Below are 25678 nucleotides of genomic sequence, written 5' to 3' on the forward strand. Positions count from 1 at the left end.
GCACGTTTGCACTCACGACCCGCGAACCGGAGTTCTCGACCAGCGTATTTGCTGTTTGACCCAGCCCTTGGCGCGCCCCAGTGGAGTGCGCAGCCGCCAGAGCGCGACCTTGGCGCTCGCCGTGATGTGAGATGCCCCCGGCATCACCATGGTCATCGCATCGATGCACAGCACGGGCTTGCCGGCGCCGGTGGCGATTTCGTGCGCCTGGCCGATCTCGCTCTCATAGAACATCGTCGCGCCCGTTTCGCGATATACACGAATCTTGTGCGAGCAGTGGGCGCCTTGCCGGATGCGCTCGGCGCGGCTCGGCAGATCCACCAAGTGCAACTGGCCGTAGGAAATATTGTTGGCAGCCAGCCAGTCCTCGGTGAGGCTGCGATATTTCTCGAGCCGGGCCGTGACGATATGGCCGATCTTCAACGTCGGGCGGAACAGCGGGCGTGCGCTCGAGAGGAATTTCTCGTAACGCGGGCCGTCGTCGTTCTCGTAGGCCGTCGGATCAACGCACAGCACGCCGTCCATGTCGAAGCACGCGGTCTCGACGCACGCGTGATGAAACGCGTTCCACTCGAATAGCCGGGGCAGTGGCATCGTGATGAATGAAACATCCACGCTGCTCTTGTGCGACGGCGCGACGACGGCGGCGCAAGTCGAGACGCGGCCCGAGTAGCCCGACTGCTGAATGCGCGCCACCGCCTTCTGCATGGACCCGCCGGTTGCGATGCTGTCGTCGACCAACAGGATGTGCTGTGCCTGACGTAGCGAATTCAGTGCGATGCCAAGCTTGCGCGTGTGGCCGTGGCTGATGCTGCCGTCGGCGATGAAGGTGTCGATGTCGCAGACCAGGCGATTCAGGAACAGCCCGATCTGATACGCAGGCACCATGCCACTGCGCGGGATGCCGACGACCAAATCCACATCCGCGGGGATCGCATACAGTTGCGACCGGATGGCGTTGGACAGCTGGGCAAATGAAACGTAACCGAACATTCAGCGCTCCTGCTCAGGCGCTCGCGGCGGCGGCGGTGGCCGACGAACGTGCGGGGGAGCTCGCACGCGCCTTCTGCAACTCCGCGATGCGCTGCTGTAACTGCAGCCCGCGGTCTTCCCATCGATACAAGGTCTTCGCCTGCTCGAACGCGTCCGTCTGCAAGCGATTCAAATGCTCCAGACGGTCGATGTGCTCGACGATGGCGGACGTAAGACCCGCGAAATCGGTGCTGGTGAGCAAATCCTCGCGCAGCTTGGGGGGCAGCCCCGCAGCGGCGGCGTCGACGGTCGCCACCGGGACGCGGCCGAAGATGTAATCCAGGAATTTCAGCTTGAAACCGCCGCCGATCAGCTCCGGAACGATGGCAATGCGCGCCTGCGCCAGGAACGGCGCGAGGTCTTTGACGAAGCCTTCGAAGCGCGTTGCGCGGGTGGCGGCGAGCAATGTTTGTTTCAGATCATCCGGTACGTCGCCGGCGACGACCAGCTCGATGCCGTGCGCGGCGAACTGGGCGTCGGCGTGCTCGACGAAGCGAGCGAGATTCTCGCGCTTCACGACCCATTGGAACGAGCCGACGATAACCGCGCGACGCGGGACTGAAGCATCGATGACCCGCTCGGGTGCAACGGCGCCGTCATAGCCAGGTGTCAGCGTGAGCGTGTTGTTGTCGCTGCGATGAGCGCGCAATGCCTGCTCATCTTCGATGGTGATAGCCGACACCAGGTCGACCTCGCGCAGCAGTCGACGCTCCAGACGGCGAACCTTGTAATAGTTCTGCCAAAGCGCCAGTCGCTTCGGCAAGCCGGCTTCAGCTTGCTTCGCCATGGAGTGCCACAACACTTCCTCGTGATTGTGAGAAACGTGGACCAGGATGACGTTCGCGCCGAGTTTCGTCGCGCGATAGGCTTTGCAGCGATCCAGCGCCCATCCGCTGCCATAGCTGTCGAAGACGATCGCATCCCACGGCTCACGCAGTTGCTCTTCGAGCAGCGCACGATAGGCGCTCGTCGAATCGACAGCTGCGGTCAGCGGAAAACGATTCAACAAGGCGATGGCAGTGCTCCGGCGATCGCCCGGCACAGAAACCCATTCCATGCGAGCACGGTTCTGCGGCGCGGCTTCAGTGCTGCCAAAGCCGAGCACGCGGACGAACGCACCGGCCTGCGCCAGCGCTTCGGAAAGCTTTGCCGAGTACACCTTCAACCCCTCGTTCATGGGGTAGGGCACGTGCCGGCTGATCCACAAACATCTCATTCGGCGACCTTGCGTAACGAGGCGACCGGCGTCCAGGTCTGGAACCGTTCGCCACGCACCGATTTCCAGACACCCAATCCCGCGCCCGCCATGCTGGTGACGATGTCGACGATCTGCGAGAACGGCTTGATCGCGTAACGGGCGCCGAGAATGAAACCAATGAAGGCAGCAGCGACCAGCACCACTGCAGCCCAGGTGTAGCCTGCAACCGCCAGCGCCGCGACCGTGAAGACGCCGCTGAGCGCGAGGAAGTAGATGCACAGCCAGCGCAGCAGCTTGTGCGACACATATTTATAGACGGTCAGGAAGTTCAGCTTGCGGATGTGCGGCCAGATCAGCCGATGCACATTGAACGCCTGGCAAGCGATGCGCGCCTTGCGGCCGAACTCGTCGGTCGCGTTGCTCGCCGATTCTTCGAAGGCGCGCGCGTCCTTCGACTGCACGATGCGATAGCCCTGGATCAGCACCCAGAACGATACGAACATGTCGTCGATGATGTGATCGGGCGGCGCTTTGTGCAGCGAACGGCGGATTGCAAACAGTGATCCGTCTGCGCCCATCACCGAGCCGGTCTCCTGTTCGAGCCGCTTGATGCCTTCTTCCAGGCGCCAATACAGCGAGCCGGTCGATGCGGTCACCGAAGCGCCGGCGTTGGTGTAGATGAGATTGCCGCAGACGCAGCCGATCTCCGGATCCTCGAAAGAAGCGCGCAGCTTGTCGAGTACTTCCATGTCCAGCATGACGTTCGCGTCCGTAAACAGGATCACGTCGCCGGTGGCGCGGCTCGCCAGCAGGTTCATGCCATACGTCTTGCCATGCCGTGCAGGCGAGACATGGAAGTTGATGTGCGGAGCGTAGGCGCGCAGGCGCTTGGCGGTCTGATCGCTGGCCGCGTCCACATAGATGAGAATCTCCAGGCCGGGCTCGCGTTGCTTGAGCGCGAGCAGGTTCTGCAGTTTCTCGCGGATCACGCCTTCCTCGTTGTAGGCGCACATGCAGATCGTGAAGTCGATCTGCCGTTTGCGGGCCGGCGGCGGCGGGGCGCGATGCGGCCACAGCTTTTTCATCAGCTTCAGCGACAGTGGATAGGTGACGAACGGATGCTGGGCCAAACCCAGGCAGATCAGCGCCAGCACCAGCAGAACGAGTTCGAGTGACATGGTCATATCCGTTTTCTCGCCGGCACGTTAGATGCGACCACCTGCACCTTGCGAGTTGAAGTCAGCACCAGCAGGCCAAGCGCCAGGCCATGCGAGAACGGCACATACATGCCGTTGAGCAGGAAGGTCAGTGCGATCGCCACACTCAGCATGCGCGGCAGGGGCGAAGAGAACAGGCTGCTGAAAATGAACGCGAAGTAGGTGAACGCGCCGACCAGCCCGAATTCGAAGATCATCTTGGTGACCGGCATATCGGCCACCTCGATGGTGAAGAGGTGCGCGTAGTCCATGAATGCGCCCGCGCCGTAGCCGAACAAGGCGCGCGGCAGGTTCGGCCAGAGCATTTCTTCGAACATATAGAAGCCGCCGACGAAGCGGGCGAAGCCGCTCGAGTTCGGATCGCTGAACTCGTTGGCGCGATTGGCGATGAAGTTCAGGCCCAGGACCTCGCCGAACACCACCACTGCCGCGGCCGCAAGCACACCGAGCAGCAGCAGATCCCAACGGCGATGAAAGAGCACGACGAACGGCATGCAGATCAGCAGGATCAGGATGCCGGTGCCGGCGTGCGCCACCAGAATGCCCGCCACATACAGGCCCAGCGGCCACAGGCGTCGCGTCGTGACCGACTCGGCGACGATGGCCACCGCCAGGAACTGGGTGAGAAACGAAGGCTCCAGCATGAACACGCCAGTGGCGCGAACCTGCGTCGAGTAATAGCTGACTGTGCCCTGGGCATTGAAGCCTTGCACGATGAAATCCGGCGGCAGCAGGTTATCGATCGGATAGAGCAAGGCGTTGTCGACGACGCCTTGCAGGAAGTACTGCGCGACCGCCAGACAGGCGAGCAGCCGGGCGATATATAAGAAGAATGTGAGCGCCTTCGGCACGATCTCGTCGCCGCGCACCACGACCAGCACATAAGGAATGTGCAGGACCGCCAGCATCATCAGCGAGTCGAGCGAGAACAAGCCGGCTTGCAACAGCTGCGGCAGAATCAGCACCGACAAAGTGATGCAGTAGAACCCGAGGCGGCGCGGCTCGATGCGCACGCAGTTGTTGAGCATGCCGAATGCGAGCATCAGCATCATCAACGGAATGGCGATGCCGATGCCTAGGCTTGCGTAGCTCGGAATGCCGAACTTCGACAACAGGCTGGCGCACGCGATCGGCGTGCACAGCAGGAGCAGGGGCACGAAATCGGTGTGCTGATGTGCTCGCGGCGCGACGTGGACGCCGCCAATGTTGCCGATTGCCGTCGTTTCAGCCACTGATCACAGTGCCCAACACGTGGGTCAGGTTGGGATCGAGCTGCGCCTTCATGCGGGCGATGTCGATCAGGCGCGTGCTGTCCCTGCGCGTGCCGAGCAAGCAGCCGCGAGCGCGGGCCGCGATGATCTGGCCATCGGCGAACTCGAGCAGCGGCGGCGTGTCGATGATGATCACGTCGTAACGGCCGGACATTTCATCCAGCAGGTGGGCGAACGGCAGGCGGCTCAACAGCTCCTGCGGATTCGGCGGCGGCGTGCCGGCCGTCAACACATTTAATGCTTCGAACTGCGCAATCTTGCGCAGCGCCTTTTCGGTGCGAGTCGCGCCTTTGATCAGGTCGGTGAGGCCATCGCACTCGCCGAGGCCGAACAGATGGTGCTGGACCGGATTGCGCAGGTTCGCATCGATCAGCAGCGTGCGTTCGCCGAGCTGAGCAAATACGACAGCGAGATTCGCGGCCAGCACGCTGCAGCCCTCGCCGCTGCGGGCCGAGCAAACAGCGAGCGTGCAGTCATGCTCGCCCATCCATCGCATCAACAGCTGACTGCGCAGCGTGCGCAAGCCTTCGGCGTACTGACCGAAAGGCTCGTAAGCCGCCGCGAGCAATGGCGACAGCGCCGACTCGCCGATTCGAGCGATCGGATAAGTGAACTGCTGCGCCAGGGCCGAGCGCAGCTCGCCTTCGGTGATCAGCTTCATGGCCACGGCCACTTTGCCGAACGGCTCGCCGCGATCGAGGTGCTCGGCCAGCACCTTTTGTAGATCGGCTTCCGAGAGCGCACCCATGCTCACCAGGATCTCGCCGATGCGAATGCGCGGGCGGGCGACCCGAGGCAGGCGGGCTCTAGGTTCGACAGCGGCGTCCATTACGGTCGTCCTCAATGAATCGATCTCAGTTGGGCGTTCAATTCGCAGGGGCAACGCCGGGCTGCAGTTTCAGCTGCCGGCGCACTTCGCGTTTGCGATGACGGCGCGCGGCCGCCGGCAATGCCGGCAATTCCGCGAGCACCGGCAAATCGGTGAACTCGACCAGGTCCTGGGCCGAGCGCAACCGGCGGTTGCAAACTTCCAGCGTGAAGATCAGGCCGATCGCGAGCGCGATGCCGGCGAACAGGCCGACCGCAAGATTGAGCAGGATGCGTGGCGATGCCGGCAGCAGCGGCGGCGTAGCCGGATTCAGCACGGCCACGTTGGTGCGATCGACACGGCTTTCCAGCTTGGTCTTGTTGGCCTGCTGCAGGGCGGCGTCATAAGCGGTGCGGGCGCTCTCGATATCGCGGGTCAACACCGACAGCTCGTCCTGCGAGCGCTTGAGCGCGATGATGCGGTCCTTTTGTTCTTCCAACGCCTTCTGCACGGCGCCGACCTGACGACGCGCCACTTCGGCGCTTTGCACCAGCGAGCCTTGGGTCACGCCGATTTCGACGTTGAGCTTGGATTTGAGTGCGGACACTTCGGCGTTCGAAGCGATGTACTGTGGATGATTCACGCCGTAACGCTCGCTGACCTCGGCGAGCTTGGACTCGGCGCGCGCCAGCTCCTGCTTCAGGTTCTGAATCGTCGGGTTCTTCATCAAATCCGGCAGTGAGTCGAGCTGATCGCTGTTCGAGATCTGCTGGCTGCGCGCATTCGCGTCGAACATCTGCGCCTGGACGGCGACCAACTGATTGGAGATTTCCTGCAGCCGGGCGTTTTCCACATCCATGCGAGCCGCATCGACGCCGAGCACGCCGTGATCGGCCTGATATTTGGACAGCCGGGTCTGCGCGGCGACCAGCTCATCGCGCAGCTGCGCAACCTGCTGTTCGTACCAGGTGACCTGGCGGCGGGCCGGATCGACCTTCAGCTCCAGGCTGGTCTGAATGTAAGCGTCGGCGAAGGCGTTGGTCATGGCCGCCGACTGCACCGGGTCCGGGCTGCTGTAAGAAATGCGGATGATGTTGCTGCTGCGAGCGGTCTTCGCGTCCACGTTGCGCAGCAGGTTATCGACCAGCCACGAATTCAGGTCGGTCGTGGAGCCGCTGTCGCGAAAGTTCGCCACCACTTCGGGATTCGTGGCCAGGCCCATCTTCTCGATGACCTTGTGCGCGACATTGCGGCTCTTGATGATCTCGGTCTGGGTCGCCAGATGCGTGGGCACCAGCATCGGCGCCAGCGCCTGTTCCTTCATCGGATCGCTGCCTTGCAGGTCGACCACCAGCGCCAGCTCCGCCACATACTTTTTCGGCGACAACAGGCTGATGACGGCCACGCCGGTCACGACCGCCAGGACGATGATCGTGAACAGAAACGCGCGTCCGCGCAGAACTCTCAACATTTGAGCGAGGCCCATCATAGTGCTTCGTTCCTAGTAACTTCGCGAGCGCCCATTCAGAACAAACCTTCCTTGACCATCAACACGTCGTCGGCTTGCAGCAGGTCAGAGCCCTTCGCCGAGTAGTGTTCTTCCTTACCTTCCTTGTCCTTGCGCTTGATCACCACGCGGCGCTCCGAGCCACGCGTCGTCAACCCGCCGCCTTTCGAGATCGCGCGTGACACCGTCATACCGCGCTCGAGCTTGTACATGCCTGGCTTCTGCACCTCGCCATACACATAGAACTGCGGCGCGCGCGGCACATATAAAGTGTCGCCGCCAGCAACCTCCTGGTTCTGGGCCGGGTCGCCGGCGAACAGCTTGGTCAGGTCGATCGGCACCTTGCTGCCGTCCTTGCGCATCAGTGACACGACGTCGGCCGCCTCTTCGCTGACCGGGCCGCCGGCCGCGGCGAGCACGTCCAGTACGCGGCTGCTCGACTGCAACGAATATTGGCCGGGCTTCGTGACGTGACCCATCACTGACACCTTCTGGCTGCGGTACTCCAGCACCAGCACCGACACCTGCGGCTGTTTCAAATAGCCGCCGTCGACGAATGCGCTCACCAGCTGCGCTTCGACCTGCGCCGGCGACTTGCCGGCCACCTGCACCTGGCCGATCAGCGGATAGGTGATGTTGCCGGACTCGCTCACCCGCACCTCGCCGGACAACTCCGGCGAACCGAAGACGTTGACTCGCAACATATCGCCCGGTCCCAGGCGATAGTCCGCATCGGCCGCGAAGCTCGACCTGCTCAGCACCGAGCAGATCATCAGCAGCACCACGCTCAACATTGAGACCGTTCGGCGCGCCATCGGACTAGTAAGCATGTCTGTCGTTCCAAACCACCATTGCTGTTTTGAGGATGATCATCAGGTCGAGCGTGAGCGACCAGTGCTGGAGATATTCCAGGTCGTGTTCGATGCGCGAACGCATCGAGCCGATGTCATCGCCGCCGCGGAAGCCGTTGACCTGCGCCCAACCGGTGATGCCTGGCTTCACTTTGTGCCTGAGCATGTAGCCGGGGATCAGCCGCCGGTACTGTTCGTTGACTGCAACCGCGTGCGGCCGCGGGCCAACGATGCTCATGGTTCCTTCCAGCACATTCAGCAGCTGAGGCAATTCATCCAGCGACGTTGCACGGATGAACGATCCAACCGGCGTGACGCGCGAGTCGTTGCGCGTGACCTGCGTATAACTCTTATTGCCATCTTCCGTGACGGTCATCGAGCGGAACTTGTAGACCACGATCTCCTTGCCGTCCAAGCCATAGCGCTTCTGGCGGAAGATGACGGGACCTGGCGACGTCAGGCGAATCGCTGCAGCGACCGCCAGCATCACTGGCGACAGCAGCGCGATTGCAAAGGCCGAGATCGCGATGTCGCTGACGCGCTTGGCAATGCCGCGCCCGCCGTAAAACGGCGATTCGCACACCGCCACCACCGGCACGCCGTTCACCAGGTCGAAGCGGGGCTGCACCAGATCGCACATGGTCAGGTCTGGTACGAAATACACTGAGGCGGTCGAATCTTTCAAAGATTGCAACAGCTCGGTGATGCGCGGGTGCCGCGTCATCGGCAGCGTGATGTAAACCACGTCGATCGAGTTGCGAGCGATGTAGTCCCGCATCCAGCCGAGCTTGCCCAGCACGCGACGGGCGCACTCCTCGGGCACGCGGCCCGAATCGCGGTCGTCGAAGAAGCCGAGCACTTCCATGTTCAGCCAGGGCGACTCCTCGAGCTTGCCCGCCAGCTTCGCGCCGAGCCGATTGGCGCCGGCGATCACGACCTTGCGAGGTGCGCCGCTGTTGCTGGCTCGAACGAACAAGTGCGGCGCGTACAGCCGGCCGACCCACAACACCAACGGCGTGGAGATGGCCCAGCTGACCAGCACTTCCCAGCGCAGCTGCCTGGCAATGCCCGCGATCTCCAGCAGCGCCCAGATGAATGCGATCACCAGGCACCAGCGGAAGATGATGTCGAGCAGCGACGCGATCGCCATCGAGCGATGGCGCGGCGGCGCCATCGGCAAGGCATCGAGCACATCGGCCGCGCCGAAGAAGGCCAGTACCGCCATCAGGAAGTACGGCCCCTGCAGCAAACTCTCGCGCCACACCAGCATGCACAGGCCCAATGTGAGCACCGGCATCACCGGATAAAGCAGCGATTTCAGGACGAACAACGATGTCGGCTCGGACGCGCTGACACCGGTCGAACGATCGTAAGACCTTAAAGGCTGACGTTGATTGATCATCGCACCTCCCGCACGTGCGGAAGCAGTGTTCGGCGATTAGAGATCGCTGAAGCGCTGCGGACGCAGGAAACGATGCTTACGGCGCAGCTGATGACCGATCAGCAACACCGTGACCAGCGCCATGAGCCAGCCGCGCGAGTCGTCGGTGCCGGCAGGGGATTCGGAAATCGTGCGTGGCTCCTTGCCACTCAAGTTGCTGCCCAGATTGCCAGTGAATCCGGTGCGGTCGAGGCGCACTTGCGCCTGGCTGGCCACCATCTGAGTGGTTGCGGCCGCGGGGCCGGCGATAGAGCCACTCACATTGCTGTTGATTGCCGGGTTCGCACTCACAGCCCAACTAACGCTCAGGGCTACCAGAGCCCCCGCGAGTCTGATCAGACGCATGCATCACTCCTCATCAATGACGCACACGCGGACAGGCACAGTTGCATATCGTTGTGTGCGTTTGCGCCCCCGTCCCCACGGCTCGCAAATAACATCGCAAGACTCATCAGCTGTCTTGCCCCATCTTCACTTGCTTTTACAAAGCAAGTTTTATTCCAGTGTAATTTTTGCCGTCGCTGAACGGCGAAACATCACAACGCGCACCGAAAATGCATCAAACAAAACCTTTGCAGGCTAATTAGACCAATCTCGACTGCTGCGCAAGTACAACATCCAAACACGACGAGCAGATGACATGCGTCACAGCGAAACAGTTCCGATGCAGCTGTGCATCAATATGGAACGTTGATTTCCAGTGTTAAATCGTCACCGTCTTGCGACTGCGCGGACTCCACAACAGCACATACAAACATCTGTTGCTTGGCCAGCACGAGTCAAAAGCTGCCCGCTGCGCTGTTCGCGAATGGCGACAGCGCAGTCTAAAAATCAAATCCGAACTCGAATCGTTAACCGCTTTTCTTTTCTGTCTGTCGCGCGACGGCTTCAGCTGCGGCTTTGATGGCTTCGGGATCGCCCAAGAAGCGACGCGAAGTCGGCTTGAGCGCCTTGTCCAACTGGTAGTGAATAGGCACCCCGGTTGGAATGTTGAACTCGACGATGTCCGAGTCGGACATGGCATCGAGCATCTTTACAAGGGCACGCAAACTATTGCCGTGTGCGACTACTAAGACATTACGTCCGACAATTAACTCCGGAGCGAGGCGGTTGTTCCAGTAGGGCAGCACGCGATCGAGCGTGGTCTTCAAAGATTCGGTGGTCGGCAGCTCCGCGGGCTGCAAAGAGCCATAGCGCAGATCGAAGCGCGGATGGCGTTCATCGTCCAGCGACAGCGCCGGCGGCGGGATGTCGTAGCTACGGCGCCAGATCTTCACCTGGTCGGCGCCGTACTTTTCGACGGTCTCGGATTTGTTCAGGCCTTGCAGGGCGCCGTAGTGGCGCTCGTTCAAGCGCCAGCTGCGCTCCACCGGCAGCCACATGCGGTCCATCTCATCGAGCGCGATCCACATCGTGCGGATGGCTCGCTTCAGCACCGACGTGAACACCTGCTGGAATTCGAAGCCTTCTTCCTTGAGCAGCTTGCCGGCGGCACGCGCTTCGTTGCGGCCTTGCTCGGTCAGGTCCACGTCCACCCAGCCGGTGAACAGGTTTTCCAGATTCCAGGTGCTTTGTCCGTGACGCAGGAGTACGAGTTGGCCGGCCATAACTAAAGTGAGGGTGGAACAGGGGCGACTTTATAGCAGACATCGCCCCCAAGCCGCAGGTGTCGCCGTGTCCATTCATTTTGTCCGGGCGAGCGGCGCGAACTGTCGCCAGGTGCCGTCACTTTCGGCAGAAACGAGCGCTCGGGAGCGCCTGAGGCGCTCCCGAGGGGCCCTTATTCCGTCATTCGGCGCACAGCCTGCAGAGCGACCGACAGCGTTGCGAAATCCATCGCCGGCAGGGCGCGCATGTCGCTCACTGTCTGTCGCAGATAATCGACAGCGGCCCGATGGCGATTGCTCCAGCCTTCGAGCAACTCGGCCGGCGCAGCCTTGCCATCCTTGTTGGCTCGCTTCGACTCCGCGATGACCTGCAGGCACAGCGCCCGCTGCAGGTTGTAAACATTGTCACGCAAGGTCGTGCGTGCCACCGCCTGCCAGTGACCTTCCACGCCGAGCACTTCCACCTGCTCCCGGATCCAGTCCAGCGAGAGCGCCGTGCCGACGCCGAAATAAAGTGCGGCGACTCGATCGAGCGGCAGATCGCTCGCTTCGGAGATCTCGATCAGATCCGGGCCCGAGCGCAGCGCCATCAGGCTGGCCATGCGCCGTGCGAGTTTGTCGGGCACGTTGGCGCCGACATAACGGCTGTGACGAGTGTTGTAGACCGAGAGGTCGTCACCGCTGAGCGCCTTCGGCAGCAGGCTGTCGAGATCCTTCATGCCCTTGCGGAAGCGCGACACCTGACGCTCGATGTCGAGCTGGCCGCTCAAACGGTGAATCAGCCAGTACGTGCAGAAACGGAGCAGGCGAGTGGTCTCGAACATCATCTCGTACTGCACTGCTGCTGCAATTTTCGTATCCAGCGCTTCGATGTCGGCCCACGTGTCGCGCATGGCGACGACTTCGCGAGCGATGGCATAGGCGCGGGCCACCGTGCCGGCGTTGGCGCCGGTGTCTTCCTGAACCCGGCGAGCAAACGTCGGGCCCATACGATTGACGATGCTGTTGGTGGTCGCCGTGGCGATGATCTCCCGGCGCAGGCGGTGCTCCGGTAGATACTTATTGAAACGTTTCTGCATCAGCGCCGGGAAGTAACGTTCCAGCTCGTGGCCCAGGTACGAATCCTCGGGCACATCCGAATCGATGAGCTTCGAATACAGCGCCATCTTGGCGTATGCCAGCAGAATGGCGAGCTCGGGCCGCGTCAGGCCCTTGCCGGCCTGGTGCCGCTCGGTGATTTCTTCACTCGCCGGCAGGAACTCGAGCCCACGATCCAACAACCCCGACACTTCGAGTCGACGGATCGAATGCGCGTGTTCGAGCAGATCTTTGCTCGCGCGGGCCTCGAGCATCGACAGCGCCTGGCTCTGCAGATAGTTGTCACGCAGCACCAGGGCTGCGACCTCATCGGTCATATCGACCAGCAGCTCGTTGCGTTTCTCGAGCGTGAGGCCGGCGCGCTTTGGCAGGTTGTTGAGCAGGATCTTGATGTTGACTTCGTGATCCGAGCAGTCGACGCCGCCGGAGTTGTCGACGAAATCGGTGTTGAGGCGGCCGCCGGCGAGCGCGTACTCGACGCGGCCGCGTTGTGACATGCCGAGGTTGCCGCCTTCGCCGACGACCTTGCAGCGCAGATCGCGACCGTTGACGCGCAAGGCGTCGTTGGCGCGGTCACCCACTTCGATGTGAGATTCGCCTGTAGCTTTTACATACGTGCCGATGCCGCCATTCCACAGCAGATCGACCGGCATGCACAGAATCGCGCGAATCAGCTCGATCGGAGTAAACGTGTCGCGCTTGATGCCGAGCATGGACTGCACTTGCGGCGATACCTTGATCGACTTGACGTTGCGCGCGTAGATGCCGCCGCCCTTGGAAATCAACTTGCGGTTGTAGTCTTCCCAGGTGGAGCGCGGCAGGTTGAACAGGCGCTGTCTCTCTTTATAAGAGGAAGCCGCATCCGGTTCCGGGTCCAGGAAGATGTGCTGATGGTTGAACGCCGCCAGCAGTCGGATGTGCGGCGACTGGAGCATGCCGTTGCCGAACACGTCGCCGGCCATGTCGCCGATGCCGATGGCGGTGAAGTCCTGCGACTGGGTGTCGATGCCCATCTCGCGGAAGTGACGCTTCACGCACTCCCATCCGCCGCGCGCCGTGATGCCCATCTTCTTGTGGTCGTAGCCGGCCGAGCCGCCCGAGGCGAATGCGTCGCCCAACCAGAAGTTGTAATCGGCGGCCAGGCGATTGGCGATATCGGAGAAGGTCGCCGTGCCTTTGTCGGCCGCGACCACCAGATACGGATCGTCGCCATCGCGGCGGACCACCTGCGCCGGCGGCACGATCTTGCCTTCGACGATGTTGTCCGTGATGTCGAGCAATGCCGAGATGAAGGTGCGATAGCACTCGACGCCTTCTCGCTGCACGTCTTCGCGACTCGCGCCGGCCGGCATGCGCTTGGGAACGAAGCCGCCTTTCGCGCCGACCGGGACGATCAGCGTGTTCTTCACGTTCTGCGCCTTCATCAGGCCCAGCACTTCGGTGCGGAAGTCTTCACGACGATCGGACCAACGAATGCCGCCGCGGGCGACCTGACCCATGCGCAGGTGAACGCCTTCGACGCGCGGTGAGTAGACGAAGATCTCGAACGCCGGCCGCGGCTGCGGCACTTCAGGAATGCTGCGCGAGTCGAGCTTGAACGACAGCCACTGCTTGGTCGCGCCGCCCGCGTCCGCCTGGAAATAGTTGGTACGCAAAGTCGCCTGAATGGCGTGCGCAAAGCGACGGAGGATGCGGTCCTCGTCGAGGCTGCGCACGGAATCGAGCAGATCGGACAGCTCTTGTTTCAGGCGATCGACTTCGCCGGTGCGCTTCGCGGGTTTGACGCTCGGATCGAACTGAGCTTCGAAGAGCTGCGACAGCGTGGTTGCGATCCTGGCGTTCGACGTCAGCACTTGCTCCATGTATGCCTGGCTGAAGTTCGCGCCGGTCTGAATTGCGTAACGACAATACGCGCGCAGCACACTGGACTGACGCCAGGTGAGATCGGTGACGACGATGAGTTGATTGAACCCGTCGTTCTCGGCGCGGCCGGTCCACACCGCCGAGAAGGTGTCGGTGAAGCGTTGGCCCAAGCTCGCCGGATTGATCGTGCCGCCGTCGCGACGCTGCATCTCGAAATCCTGCAGCCAGATCGGCCGGCCGCTGGACACGGCGGTGCGATACGGACGCTCGCTGACGATCACGAAGCCCATGTTCTCGAGAATCGGCAGCGCTTGTGACAAAACGATCGGCGCCGCAGCCCGGAACAGCCGCAGGTGAACCGTCTTGCCTTCGCCGCTCGCCAGACGCATGGCGATCTTGTCGGTATCGGCGACGACTTCGTTGAGCTGGCCGATGTCGTCGAGCGCGACTTCCGCAGTCGTATCTTCCTGGTACGCCGCCGGGAACGCGCCGCGATATTTTTCGGCGATCAGACGGCCGTCCAGCTCGCCGTGCTTGTCGATCAGTGCGTCCCTGAGTTTGTCGTTCCAGGTGCGCACGGTTTCGGCGATCAGTTGCTCCAGCTCTTCGGCGTCGATGCGCGGGCCGCCATCGGCCGGCAGGCGAATGATCATGTGCACGCGAGCGAGCGCGGACTGAGACAGCTGGACCTGCGATTCGATCGCAGTGGATTTGAGCTTCTCGGTGATCACCGCTTCCATCTTCTCGCGCACCTGCGTGTTGTAGCGGTCGCGAGGCACGAAGATCAGCGCGGAATAGAAACGACCGAACGCATCCCGCCGCAGGAACACACGCACACGCTGACGCTCGTACAAATTGACGATGCCGCGAACGTTGCGGATCAGATCGTTGATGCTGGCCTGGAAGAGCTCGTCGCGCGGATACGTTTCCAAGACGTGCACGACTGCCTTGCCGTCGTGGCTCGCCGGGTCGAGACCGAAGTGTCCGACCACGCGCTCGATCTTGTGACGGAGCATTGGAATTTCGCGCGGGCTGCGATTGTAAACCGCCGACGTGAACAGACCGAGGAAACGTTTCTCGCCAGTGACTCGGCCTTGCGAGTCGACGGTCTTCACGCCCACATAGTCGAGATAGGTCGCGCGATGGACGGTGGAAACAGAGTTCGCCTTGGTGATCTGCATCAGCTCGGGCTGCCGGGCGTGATCGCGTAGTTCGCCGGTGAGCACGGTGGGCTCGGCGCGATAACCCTTCCGAGCGCGCAGAATGCCAAGGCCGGTTTCCGGCATGGGCACGAGCAGGTCTTCGCTGCGGCCTCGTTTCAATTCGTACTGGCGATAACCGAGGAACGTGAAATGATTCGCGGCCATCCAGTCGAGCAGCGCTTTGGCTTCGCGCGCTTCGCTGGGTTGCACGCCGGGATTGTCACGCTCGATCTCGTTCGCCAACTCGCTGGCGCGCTGGCGCATCTCGCTCCAATCGCCGACGGCAAGACGCACGTCCTCGAGGGTGCGTAACAACTTTTGCTCGATCTCCTGCAGGCGCTCGGGCGCGCCGATGCGATCGATCTCGATGTGCTGCCACGACTCGTGCGTGAACTGCTTGCCATTGCCAACCTCGCCCAACTCCTCGAGCTTGCCGGCGCGATCGCGCCGGATCGGCAGCACGGGATGCACCATCATATGAATAGTGAGGCCCGCCTGAGTCAGCACCATGCCGAGCGAGTCGACCAGGAACGGCATGTCCTCGGTGGTCACTTCAACGATGGTGTGCGTAGTGCTCCAGCCATCGCGCGCTTCTTCCGTATTGAATACACGCACCAGCGGACGGTTCGGCTTGCGCACGCTCGCGCTGCGAAGCTGCGCCAGCGCCAGCGCTGCCAGTGTGTCGGGGCGGTATTCAGCGAGGTCTTCTTCGCCGACGCCGCGGTAGTACTGGCGGACGAACTCCTGAACATCCAGCGGATCGCCGCGTCGCTTCAACGCGCGGGCGGACTGCGCAATGCGCTCGATCAGTTTTTGACGTGCAGCGGGAATGGTCGTTGTCATGATGCCAACGTTGTAGTTTGAAGGGGCAGAGTGAGCCCCTGAAGCTCACCCATGTTCAATCAGTAAGGGGCGCAAGTCTTGGACGGCTGTGAACTATGAACTATTACGGTGCATAGGGTAATAGACCGCCGTGGCGCCGGCTGCACCAAAAAGGAATAACGGCGAGCGTTCGAGCTTCTTGCCAGTTAGTTCGGCAATTGCAGATCGTTTATGACAGCGGCGAGGAAACGCAGCGCTTCGCCGCCGGTGACGCAGCGGTGGTCGAACGTCAATGACAGCGGCAGACGAACGTGTATTTCCGGGGTTTTTGCGCCGGCAACGACATCTCTTTGCAGTTTGCCCGCTCCCAGGATTGCAACCGTGGGTGGCACCACCAACGGCGTTGCATACCGTCCCGCGACCGTACCGAAGTTTGAAAGTGTGAACGTGTAATCACGCATTTCTTCCGGCGCGATGGTACGGGCGCGAGTCCGCTGCTTGATATCGTCCAGTTGAGCACGCAATTGCGCTGCCGACTGTGAAGTGACATCCCGGAGCACCGGCACGATCAAGCCGTCGTTTGTATCCACTGCAATCGCCAGGTGCATCTGTTCCATCAACTTGCGGGACGGGCCGGTGGGATCGAACCATGCGTTAAGTGCCGGTTCCGCCTTGATGCCGGCGACGATTGCTCGGACAAGTCGGATGCTGATGTCGCCGCGATCCTGCCAGCGGTCGATGTCGGCGTCGTCGAAGATTGTGCACATTGCGATCTCATCGCGAGACAGCGACATGCTTTGAGCCATAGCTTTGCGAGCGCCGCGCAGCTTGTCGGCATCGGTGAGGCCGGGCACGGCGGGCGAGCGCTGTTGTGACTTGCCGAAGTTCGCCCGGGCGAGCACGTCATCGACACTGACCAGTCCATGCCGGCCAGTCGCCGAGCATGTCGACAACTCGACGCCCAAGCGCTTGGCGAGCATGCGGACGGCCGGCGCCGCGCGAACGCGATCACGATCTCTGTATGCACGACGGCCGCGACCGACGATGGCGTGATCGACGAGCTCTTCGTTGCGGGTGGCCATGTGGCCGACGACCATGCCCTGATTCGCCTGCGCCGGCGCGCTGGTATCCGTCGCCTTCGTGACTTGCGACGGCAGATCGAAATCTACGAGCGGCCGGCCGGTTTGAACCGTATCGCCGGTCTTTGCATGCAATCGGACGATGTTGCCCGAGTACGGGCTCGGCACATCGACCACGGCTTTGGCCGTTTCAACCGACAACAGCGGTTGATCGACTTCGACGCGCTGGCCCTCTTTGACGTGCCACGAGACGATTTCCGCTTCGGGCAGGCCTTCGCCGAGGTCCGGGAGGTTGAAGGTCACGCTCATAGTCTTCTTCCTAACCGGCAAGCGTTGCTTTCGCGGCATCGACGATGCGCGTCACGCTGGGGATGTAGTCGTTCTCGAGTCGATACAGCGGCACGACGGTGTCGAAGCCGGTGACGCGTTGAACTGGCGCGAGCAAATCGTGAAGCCCGTGCTCGGCGACGATCGCCGCAATCTCGGCGCCGACACCGCAGTTGCGCGCGGCTTCGTGAACGATCACCAGGCGGCCGGTCTTTGCAACCGAGTCGAGGATGGTCTCTGAATCGATAGGGCTCACTGTAGCCAGATCGATCACTTCGGCGCTGATGCCCTGCGCCGCAAGTTGCTCGGCCGCCTGCAGCACGTCAGTCGTGATTGCGCCCCACGTCACGATGGTCACGTCCTCGCCTTCGCGCAGGATGTAACAAACATCGAGCGGCGCGGCGACGCCGTCGTCCGCCACTTCCTGCTTCGCCAGCCGATAGATGCGCGTCGGCTCCAGGAACAACACCGGATCCGGATCGCGTATCGACGCCAGCAACAAGCCGTACGCTCGAGCCGGCGAGGAAGGGCAGACCACGCGAATGCCAGGCACGTGCGCAATCATCGACTCAACCGATTCGGAGTGATGTTCCGGCGCGTGAATGCCGCCACCGTGCGGCGTTCTGATGACGACCGGGCACGACAAACGTCCGCGCGTGCGATGACGCAGCCGGCTCATGTGGTTCACGATCTGATCGATCGCCGGATACAGGAAGCCCATGAACTGAATCTCGGCGACCGGCCGCATGCCTTGCGCGGCCATGCCGACGCACATGCCGGCGATCATGTTCTCCGCCAGCGGCGTGTCTTGCACGCGATCGGCGCCGAATCGTTCGAACAAGCCCGAGGTGGCGCGGAATACGCCGCCGCTCTTGCCGACGTCTTCACCGAGCACGACCACGCTCGGGTCGTGCGCCAACTCCCACGCCTGCGCCATCGCGATGGCTTCGACCATTGTGACTTTGGGCATGCGAGGACTTCAGTGAGAAGGCCGGCCGGTGCCGGCATAACGACGCGCGAGCTCTTTCTGCGCTTCCAGGTACGGAGGAGGATTGGCGTAAAGATGATCGAACATCGCGTCGGTGGATTGGCGCGGCGTGCTCAGGTATTCCTGAACGGCGGCGTCGACCTCACGCGTGAACTCTGCCTTCATCGCCTGCTCGCGGGCTTCATCGAGCACGCCGCGCGACTCGAGCAGCTTGCGCAGCCGGATCATCGGCTCGACCTTCCAGGCTTCGGCAACCTCGGCTTCGTTGCGATAACGGCTCGCGTCGTCGGCCGTGGTGTGATCGCTCAAGCGATAGCTGATGGCCTCCACGACGGTCGGGCCGCCGCCATTGCGCGCCTTTTCGAGCGCGCGCGACATGCAATCGCGCACGGCGATGACGTCGTTGCCGTCGACCTGAACGCCAGGGATGCCGGCGGCGATGCCCTTCTGCGCCAGGGTTTCGGCCGCGGTCTGCTCTTCGATGGGCACGGAGATCGCCCACTTGTTGTTGACGACCACGAACACGATGGGCAGCTGGCGCGCGCCGGCCAGGTTCATCGCTTCGTAGAAAGTGCCTTCCGAAGTGCCGCCGTCGCCGATATACGCAACGGCGCAACGAGGCTCTTTGCGGATCTTGAATGCCATGGCGGCGCCGGCGGCGTGCAATGTCTGGGTCGCGATGGGCACGCACCAGGGGAAATCGTGGCGGGGCACGGCGAAGTTGTTGCCGCGCTCATCGCCACCCCAGTAGAGCAGCACTTCGGTCATGCTCACGCCGCGCCAGAACAGGGTGCCGATCTCGCGATAAACGATGGCCAGGCAGTCTTCGGGGCGCATTGCCGCGCCGACGCCGACATGCGCGGCTTCCTGGCCGAGGCAGGGCGCATAGGTGCCGAGCTTGCCGGTGCGTTGGAGATTGACGGCTTTGGCGTCGAAAGTGCGAGCCCGCAGCATGGCCGCGAACATCTTCAGCAATTCATCGTTGTCGGCTGCGAACGCCGGCAGCTCCTCGAGCGGACGACCCTGCGGGCTCAAGTGCCGCAGGTATTCGATCCGAAACTCCGCCACTGTTCTCACTCGGTGCCGCTCCTTCAACCGCCCATTGTTGACCGATAACCGGGGCGGTCATGCAAGCGGCGCGGATTATAGCGAAGATTTTCCCAACGCTATCGAGTACTGCCCGGGTACATGGATGTACCCCGCCGCCGCAGGCGGCGGCGAGCAGCTAAAAGTCACGCCTTTTTGCTAGCTCGCACGAGGGTCGTGGCAGGGCTCGGCGGTGTCTCCAGCGAAGCACTGCTTCGCTCCGCCGAGCGGGCGTACACGGATGTATGCCCTGGGCTTACGCGGAGCAGGGACTGCGCAGCGTAATGCCCGATCCCTCGTATTAACGTGCTTGCATTGATTTGGCTTGCTCCATGAGCCGGGCCAGCAGCCGATCGAGCGTACGCTGGTCGCTGGGATTGAGTGCGCTGAGCAATTCCGCCTCATAGCGCAAGGCCATCGGCGCCACGCGCGTGTAGACGGCCTGTCCGGCGGCAGACAGGCGGAGGATGGAGCGACGCCGGTCGCCCTTGTCGAACGCGCGCAACACACGTTTGTCATCGAGCAAGCCTTGGATCGCGCGGCTGACGGCGACTTTGTCCATGGCCGTGCGCTCGGCCACTTCGACGGCCGACAGGTCCGGGTAACGGGCCAGGACCGCCATCACGCGCCATTGCGGGATGGACAGGCCGAACTCCCGCTCGTAGGCGCCCGCGATCACCATGCTGACCGTATTGGTCAGCACCGACAGCCGGTAGGGAATGAAACGATCGAGCTGCAGCGAGCCGGCGTCCGGCGCGGCGTCGGCAACTTTTTCTCTAGATCCAGTCATGGCTTGCGCGCACTCCCCTTGACGGGCTCCGCGGATATAGTTTCAATTGTAACCATTAGTTTCGCGTTCAGGGGATGAGTATGTGCAGCGCCGCCACCGAGAGTTCCAACCCGCTCGGCACCGACGGGTTCGAGTTCGTCGAATACACCGCTGAAGATCCCGAATTGTTGCGTACCTTGTTCGAGCGGCTCGGCTTCCCCGCCACCGCCCGACATCGCAGCAAGAATGTCACGTTGCATCGGCAGGGCGATATCAATTTCATCATCAACGCCGAGGCGGACAGCTTCGGCCAGCGTTTCGCGCGCGAGCATGGCCCGTCGGCATGCGCGATGGCCTTCCGTGTGAAGGACGCGGCGTACGCCTTCAAGCGTTGCGTCGAGCTGGGCGCCAAGCCGGTCGAGACGCGCGTTGGCCCGATGGAGCTGAATATTCCGGCGATCGAAGGCATCGGCGGCAGCTTGATCTATCTGGTCGATCGTTACGGCGAGCACACGATCTATGACGTCGATTTCGTGCCGGTGAAAGGTGCGGCGCTGAGTCGCACGGCGGGGCTGACGTATATCGATCATCTGACGCACAACGTGGCTCGCGGCAACATGGATAAATGGGCCGGCTTCTACGAGAAGCTGTTCAACTTCCGCGAGATCCGCTACTTCGACATCGAAGGCAAGAAGACCGGCCTGTTCAGCCGCGCCATGACCAGTCCGTGCGGCAAGATCCGCATCCCCATCAACGAATCCCAGGACGACAAGTCGCAGATCGAAGAATACCTGCGCGAGTACAAAGGCGAAGGCATTCAGCACATCGCACTGGGCACTTCGGACATCCAGCGCACGGTCGACGTGTTGCGCGAGCAGGGCGTGGCGTTTCAAGACACGCCGGACACTTACTACGAAGGCGTCGACGCGCGCGTCACCGGCCATCGCGAAAACCTGGATGAGCTGCGCAAGCGGCGCATCCTGCTCGACGGCAATCCGGCCAAGGGCGAAGGCCTGCTGTTGCAGATCTTCACGCAGAATGTGATCGGCCCGATCTTCTTCGAGATCATCCAGCGCAAGGGCAACGACGGCTTCGGCGAAGGCAACTTCAAAGCCTTGTTCGAATCCATCGAACTGGACCAGATGCGCCGAGGCGTGATTTAACCACCGGGGTGCGCCATGAAACGACCCATCATTCCATCGCGGGTCGAGGGCACGGCATCACGGCAGGCGCATGCCGACCTGCCGCAGGGAACGTTCGAGCGCGAGATCAGTAAGGAAGGCTTCTTCGGCCCGGCCGCGTTCTTTCATCATCGTCATCCCCCGACCGGTTGGGTGGAGTTCGAAGGGCCGCTGCGGCCGCACGCCTTCGATCTCACCAGGATCGATCAGGATCAAACATCGCCGTGGCAGGCGGCGGAGATTCTGCGCAACGCGAACGTTCGTGTCCGCGTGTGGAGTGCCGGCAAGTCGATGGATCACCTGGCGCGCAATGCCGATGGCGACGATCTGCTGTTCGTGCACCGGGGCGCCGGCGAGTTCCATTGTGACTACGGGCATCTGACACTCGCCGCGGGCGACTATGTCGTAATCCCTCGCGGCACGATGTGGCGCATCGAGCTGAAAGAGGCGATGTTCGCGTTGTTGATCGAGGCGACGAACTCCAGTTACGCGCTGCCGGACAAGGGTTTGCTGGGCGCTCATGCCATCTTCGATGCCGCGATGCTGGATGTGCCGCAGATGGATGCAGCGTTTCTGGCTCAGCAGAGCGACGATCGCCACTGGCAGGTGCGCGTCAAGCGGAACAACGCGATCTCGAAGGTCACGTATCCATTCAATCCGCTGGATGCCACGGGCTGGCACGGCGATCTTTCGGTCGTGCGCATCAATGTGAAGGACATCCGGCCGGTCGCGAGCCATCGCTATCACTTACCGCCGTCCGCGCACACCACGTTCGTCGGCAATCGATTCGTCGTCTGCACGTTCGTGCCGCGGCCGTTCGAGACCGATCCGGGTGCGCTGAAGGTGCCGTTCTTCCATAACAACGACGATTACGACGAAGTGCTGTTCTATCACGCGGGCGATTTCTTCTCGCGCGACAACATCAAGCCGGGAATGATGACGTTGCACCCGTGCGGCTTCACGCATGGCCCGCATCCGAAGGCGCTGAAGAACATGCTCGTGCAGACGAAGCCGGCGACGGATGAATACGCGGTGATGATCGATACGCGCGATGCGTTGGAGATCACGGAGTCGGCCGCGGCGGTCGAGTGGGCTGGCTACGTCGATAGTTGGAAAGTGAAATGAAACTGGCGACTCTCAAGAACTCCACTCGCGACGGTCGACTCGTCGTCGTCAGCCGCGATCTGAGCAGGGCTGTCGCGGTTCCGCAGATTGCGGGCACGTTGCAGATCGCGCTCGACAATTGGTCGAACGTTGCACCGAAGCTTGCCGACGTGGCTGCCGCGCTGGAGCGCGGCGAGGTCAAAGATACGTTCGCCTTCGACCCGGCGCGCGCCATGGCGCCGCTGCCGCGCGCCTATCATTGGGTCGACGGCTCCGCTTACGTCAATCACGTCGAGCTGGTGCGCAAAGCGCGCGGCGCGCAGATGCCGGAAAGTTTCTGGACCGACCCGCTCGTGTATCAAGGCGGCTCAGACGATTTCCTCGGCGCACGTGATGATGTGCCGGTGCCGAGCGAGGAGTACGGCATCGACTTGGAAGGCGAGATTGCCGTGATCACCGACGACGTGCCGATGGGTACGACGCGCACCGCTGCGTTCGATCACATCAAACTGGTAATGCTCGTGAACGATTGGTCGCTGCGTAACCTGATTCCGGGTGAGCTGGCCAAGAGTTTTGGCTTCTATCAATCCAAACCGGCGACTGCCTTCTCGCCGGTGGCTGTGACACCGGATGAGCTGGGCGCGTCGTGGCAGGAAGCAACGGTGCATCGCCCGCTGGTCGTGCACGTCAACGGCCAGCCGTTCGGTCAGCCGAACGCCGGTGTCGATATGACTTTCGACTTCGCCCGTTTGATCGAGCACATCACGCTCACCCGCAATGCCAAAGCCGGCACGGTGCTCGGGTCGGGCACGATTTCCAATTACGACCGGTCGCGGGGTTCGGCCTGCATCGCCGAGCGGCGCACGCTGGAACAGATAGAGCAGGGCAAGCCCGCGACGCCGTTCCTGAGGTTCGGCGATACGGTGCGCATCGAGATGTTCGACGACCAGGGCCGCAGCATCTTTGGCGCGATCGATCAGAAGGTCGTGCGACCCGGCTAGGTTTTCTTCTTTGTCGGCTTGGGCGGTGGCGGCTCGATTTGCCGCAACAGGCCGACGCCGCCGAGGCCGCGCATCTGTCCCAGGATCCATTGCTGGCGTGACAGCACATAGCGCGACGGCGATCTGACTTTCATCCGTTTCGGACTCGGCAGCACTGCCGCCAGCAACGCAGCTTCGGGGGCGTTGAGTCGCGCGGCCGGTTTCTTGAAAAAGATCTCCGACGCCGCGCCGACGCCGAACACGCCGCTGCCGAACTCGGCGATGTTGACGTACACCTCGAGAATGCGCCGCTTCGGCCACAGTGTCTCGATCAGCACGGTGAAGTACGCTTCCAGCCCTTTGCGGATCCAGCTCTGCCCGGGCCAAAGAAACAAATTCTTCGCAACCTGCTGAGTCAGTGTGCTGGCGCCGCGGACGCGACGACCGCGTTCGCGATCTTCCAAGGCGTCATTGATGGAATCGAGATCGAAGCCGTGGTGCTCCGGAAATTTCTGGTCTTCGGCAGCGATGACGGCCACTTTGATGTGCGGCGAAATCTGGTTGCCGTCCACCCATCGATGCTGCACTGATTTGGGCTTGCCAGGCTGCCCGGCCGAAAAGCGCTCGCGGAGGATGAACGCGGTGGTGGGCGGATCGACCCATCTGAAAAGAACGACGGGGCCGATGCTGAACAGCAGCAGCAAGGCCAGCAGCCAGGCGATGAAACGAAGCATTCGTGCCGCAAGCAACGCCGGACGGACCTTGCGTCCGGCGCTCCGGTGATGTTGTTAGTCCTGCTTGGGCTCGATGCGGCGGACGGATTCGATCGTGACCGTCTCCACCGGCACATCCTGGTAGCCGCTGCGGCTGCCGGTCTTCACGGCGACGATGGCGTCGACCACTTCCATGCCGGAGTCGACGCGGCCGAACACGGCATAGCCGTAGTTGCTCGCGCCCTTGTGATCCAGGAAGTCGTTGTCGACGACGTTGATGAAGAACTGCGACGTCGCGCTGTTGATGTCGTTGGTGCGTGCCATGGACAGCGTGCCGCGCTTGTTCTTCAAGCCATTGGTGGCTTCGTTCTTGATCGGGTCGTGACCCTTCTTGTTCTTCAGATCCGCGGTCAGGCCGCCGCCCTGGACCATGAAGTTCGGGATCACGCGATGAAAGATCGTGCCGTCGAAAAAGCCTTCGTCGGCATAACGATAAAAGTTCTCCACCGTGATCGGCGCCTGCTTGTCGAACAGCTGGACGGTGAAGGTGCCTTTGGTGGTCTTGAATTCGAGCATGGTGAATTCCTGCGGTTAGCGGTTCGCGGTTAGCGGTTGGCGGTTGGTCAGAGGCGCAACTGTCTTGCTAACCGCGAACCGCCAACCGCTAACCGCCCAAGAACTGGCCTTCGGTGACGCGTTCGTGGCCGGCCAGATCGGCGTGCGAGGTTACGTGAACGAAGCCTTGACGCACAAGCCGCTGACGGACCCCCTCGGCCTGCTTCCAGCCGTGTTCCAGCACCAGCCAGCCGTCGGACTCCAGGTGTGTCGGCGCATCGCGGATGATGGCGTCGATGGCTTCGAAACCCGTGCGGCCCGAGATCAAGGCCATGACCGGCTCGAACTTCCGGACGTCGGGCGCGAGGTCGGGATCGTCCTGCGCGATGTAGGGTGGATTGGACGCAATCGCATGGAATTTCTGCCCGGCCATGGGCGCGAACCAGCTGCCGTGCATTAATGAGACGTTGGTCAGCTGCAGGCGCCCGATATTGCGGCTGGCCAGCTCCAGCGCATCCTTTGAGGCATCGATGGCGGTGACTTGCGCTAGCCGTCGTTCGGAGGCGACGGCGAGCGCGATGGCGCCGCTGCCGGTGCCCAGGTCCGCAACTCGGACCGGGGCTTCTTTATTTATATGAGCCAGCACCCGCTCGACCACCAGTTCGGTCTCCGGGCGCGGAATCAGCACCGCCGGACTCACTTCCAGCAGTAGCGACCAGAACTCCTGCTGCTGGCGGATGTATGCAACCGGTTCGCCTTGCGCGCGACGCTTGACCAGTTGCTGGAACGACCAGCCGGCATTGGCAGGCAGCTCGCGCTCCGGGTTGGCGCGGAAATTCGTCCGTGACAGCCCAGTTACATACTCCAGCAGCAACTCCGCATCGAGGCGCGCGGAGGGCGAGGACCGCGATAGCAACATCGTTGCGGTATGCAGGGCATCGGATACGGTTTGCGAGGATTTGACGGCAGGCATGAATGA

General features: G+C 62.2%; 21 protein-coding genes. 3 read left to right on the forward strand and 18 right to left on the reverse strand.

Annotation, left to right across the window (positions count from 1 at the left end):
• Positions 1 to 12: 12 nt before the first annotated feature.
• The 15 genes from EK373_RS26865 to EK373_RS26935 all read right to left on the reverse strand — a co-directional run bounded on the left by EK373_RS26865 (position 13) and on the right by EK373_RS26935 (position 20187).
• Entirely contained in the window at positions 13 to 993 is a 981-nt protein-coding gene (locus EK373_RS26865) for a phosphoribosyltransferase family protein (protein ID WP_129647579.1), read from the reverse strand.
• Positions 994 to 1006: 13 nt separating this feature from the next.
• Entirely contained in the window at positions 1007 to 2209 is a 1203-nt protein-coding gene (locus EK373_RS26870) for a glycosyltransferase (protein ID WP_232831265.1), read from the reverse strand.
• Between the two features lie 35 nt (positions 2210 to 2244).
• On the reverse strand, positions 2245 to 3408 hold the full coding sequence (locus tag EK373_RS26875; RefSeq protein ID WP_157994557.1) for a glycosyltransferase: 1164 nt from the start codon (positions 3406 to 3408) through the stop codon (positions 2245 to 2247).
• 2 nt (positions 3409 to 3410) lie between these two features.
• Positions 3411 to 4679, reverse strand: coding sequence for a hypothetical protein (locus tag EK373_RS26880; RefSeq protein ID WP_129647582.1), 1269 nt, complete (start codon positions 4677 to 4679; stop codon positions 3411 to 3413).
• Complete coding sequence (locus EK373_RS26885; RefSeq protein ID WP_129647583.1) at positions 4672 to 5547, reverse strand: polysaccharide biosynthesis tyrosine autokinase; 876 nt, start codon at positions 5545 to 5547, stop codon at positions 4672 to 4674. Before EK373_RS26885 ends, EK373_RS26880 begins: the two co-directional genes overlap by 8 nt.
• 37 nt (positions 5548 to 5584) lie before the next feature.
• Positions 5585 to 7015, reverse strand: a complete 1431-nt coding sequence (gene epsF, locus EK373_RS26890) for a chain length determinant protein EpsF (protein ID WP_129647584.1) — start codon at positions 7013 to 7015, stop codon at positions 5585 to 5587.
• 35 nt (positions 7016 to 7050) lie between these two features.
• A complete protein-coding gene (epsE, locus tag EK373_RS26895; RefSeq protein WP_198683681.1) occupies positions 7051 to 7863 on the reverse strand; it encodes a polysaccharide export protein EpsE in 813 nt (270 codons plus the stop codon).
• Complete coding sequence (locus EK373_RS26900) at positions 7853 to 9286, reverse strand: undecaprenyl-phosphate glucose phosphotransferase (RefSeq protein ID WP_129647585.1); 1434 nt, start codon at positions 9284 to 9286, stop codon at positions 7853 to 7855. The genes epsE and EK373_RS26900 overlap by 11 nt, the downstream gene beginning before the upstream one ends.
• Positions 9287 to 9322: 36 nt before the next feature.
• Complete coding sequence (locus tag EK373_RS26905; protein WP_129647586.1) at positions 9323 to 9670, reverse strand: hypothetical protein; 348 nt, start codon at positions 9668 to 9670, stop codon at positions 9323 to 9325.
• A 506-nt stretch (positions 9671 to 10176) separates the two neighbouring features.
• Entirely contained in the window at positions 10177 to 10932 is a 756-nt protein-coding gene (gene gpmA / locus EK373_RS26910; RefSeq protein ID WP_129647587.1) for a 2,3-diphosphoglycerate-dependent phosphoglycerate mutase, read from the reverse strand.
• 173 nt (positions 10933 to 11105) lie between these two features.
• Positions 11106 to 15938, reverse strand: coding sequence for an NAD-glutamate dehydrogenase (locus tag EK373_RS26915; RefSeq protein WP_129647588.1), 4833 nt, complete (start codon positions 15936 to 15938; stop codon positions 11106 to 11108).
• A 185-nt stretch (positions 15939 to 16123) separates the two neighbouring features.
• Positions 16124 to 17305, reverse strand: a complete 1182-nt coding sequence (locus EK373_RS26920) for a dihydrolipoamide acetyltransferase family protein (protein WP_129647589.1) — start codon at positions 17303 to 17305, stop codon at positions 16124 to 16126.
• Between the two features lie 10 nt (positions 17306 to 17315).
• Positions 17316 to 18293, reverse strand: coding sequence for an alpha-ketoacid dehydrogenase subunit beta (locus EK373_RS26925; RefSeq protein ID WP_129647590.1), 978 nt, complete (start codon positions 18291 to 18293; stop codon positions 17316 to 17318).
• A 9-nt stretch (positions 18294 to 18302) separates the two neighbouring features.
• Positions 18303 to 19388 (reverse strand): pyruvate dehydrogenase (acetyl-transferring) E1 component subunit alpha, encoded by a 1086-nt coding sequence (pdhA, locus tag EK373_RS26930; RefSeq protein ID WP_129647591.1) that lies wholly within the window; start codon positions 19386 to 19388, stop codon positions 18303 to 18305.
• 310 nt (positions 19389 to 19698) lie between these two features.
• Entirely contained in the window at positions 19699 to 20187 is a 489-nt protein-coding gene (locus EK373_RS26935) for a MarR family winged helix-turn-helix transcriptional regulator (RefSeq protein ID WP_129647592.1), read from the reverse strand.
• A gap of 74 nt (positions 20188 to 20261) precedes the next feature.
• On the opposite strand from EK373_RS26935, the gene hppD reads away from it, so the two are divergent.
• From hppD to EK373_RS26950, 3 genes are read left to right on the forward strand one after another with little or no spacing between them, the layout of a single operon-like run.
• Positions 20262 to 21329 carry a 4-hydroxyphenylpyruvate dioxygenase gene (gene hppD, locus EK373_RS26940; RefSeq protein ID WP_129647593.1) on the forward strand — a complete coding sequence of 356 codons (1068 nt, stop codon included), beginning with the start codon at positions 20262 to 20264 and terminating at the stop codon, positions 21327 to 21329.
• Between the two features lie 15 nt (positions 21330 to 21344).
• Positions 21345 to 22472, forward strand: coding sequence for a homogentisate 1,2-dioxygenase (locus EK373_RS26945; RefSeq protein WP_129647594.1), 1128 nt, complete (start codon positions 21345 to 21347; stop codon positions 22470 to 22472).
• Positions 22469 to 23452: a fumarylacetoacetate hydrolase family protein gene (locus EK373_RS26950; protein ID WP_129647595.1), complete on the forward strand. Its 984-nt coding sequence runs from the start codon at positions 22469 to 22471 to the stop codon at positions 23450 to 23452. Before EK373_RS26945 ends, EK373_RS26950 begins: the two co-directional genes overlap by 4 nt.
• On the opposite strand, the gene mtgA is transcribed toward EK373_RS26950, so the two are convergent.
• The 3 genes from mtgA to prmC all read right to left on the reverse strand — a co-directional run bounded on the left by mtgA (position 23449) and on the right by prmC (position 25672).
• A complete protein-coding gene (gene mtgA, locus EK373_RS26955; protein WP_129647596.1) occupies positions 23449 to 24165 on the reverse strand; it encodes a monofunctional biosynthetic peptidoglycan transglycosylase in 717 nt (238 codons plus the stop codon). The genes EK373_RS26950 and mtgA overlap by 4 nt on opposite strands.
• A 54-nt stretch (positions 24166 to 24219) precedes the next feature.
• Positions 24220 to 24720 (reverse strand): peptidylprolyl isomerase, encoded by a 501-nt coding sequence (locus EK373_RS26960; RefSeq protein ID WP_129647597.1) that lies wholly within the window; start codon positions 24718 to 24720, stop codon positions 24220 to 24222.
• An 88-nt stretch (positions 24721 to 24808) separates the two neighbouring features.
• On the reverse strand, positions 24809 to 25672 hold the full coding sequence (prmC, locus tag EK373_RS26965; RefSeq protein ID WP_129647598.1) for a peptide chain release factor N(5)-glutamine methyltransferase: 864 nt from the start codon (positions 25670 to 25672) through the stop codon (positions 24809 to 24811).
• Positions 25673 to 25678 lie beyond the last annotated feature (6 nt).

Source organism: Peristeroidobacter agariperforans, assembly GCF_004138335.1.
In the GTDB taxonomy this organism is placed as follows: domain Bacteria; phylum Pseudomonadota; class Gammaproteobacteria; order Steroidobacterales; family Steroidobacteraceae; genus Steroidobacter; species Steroidobacter agariperforans.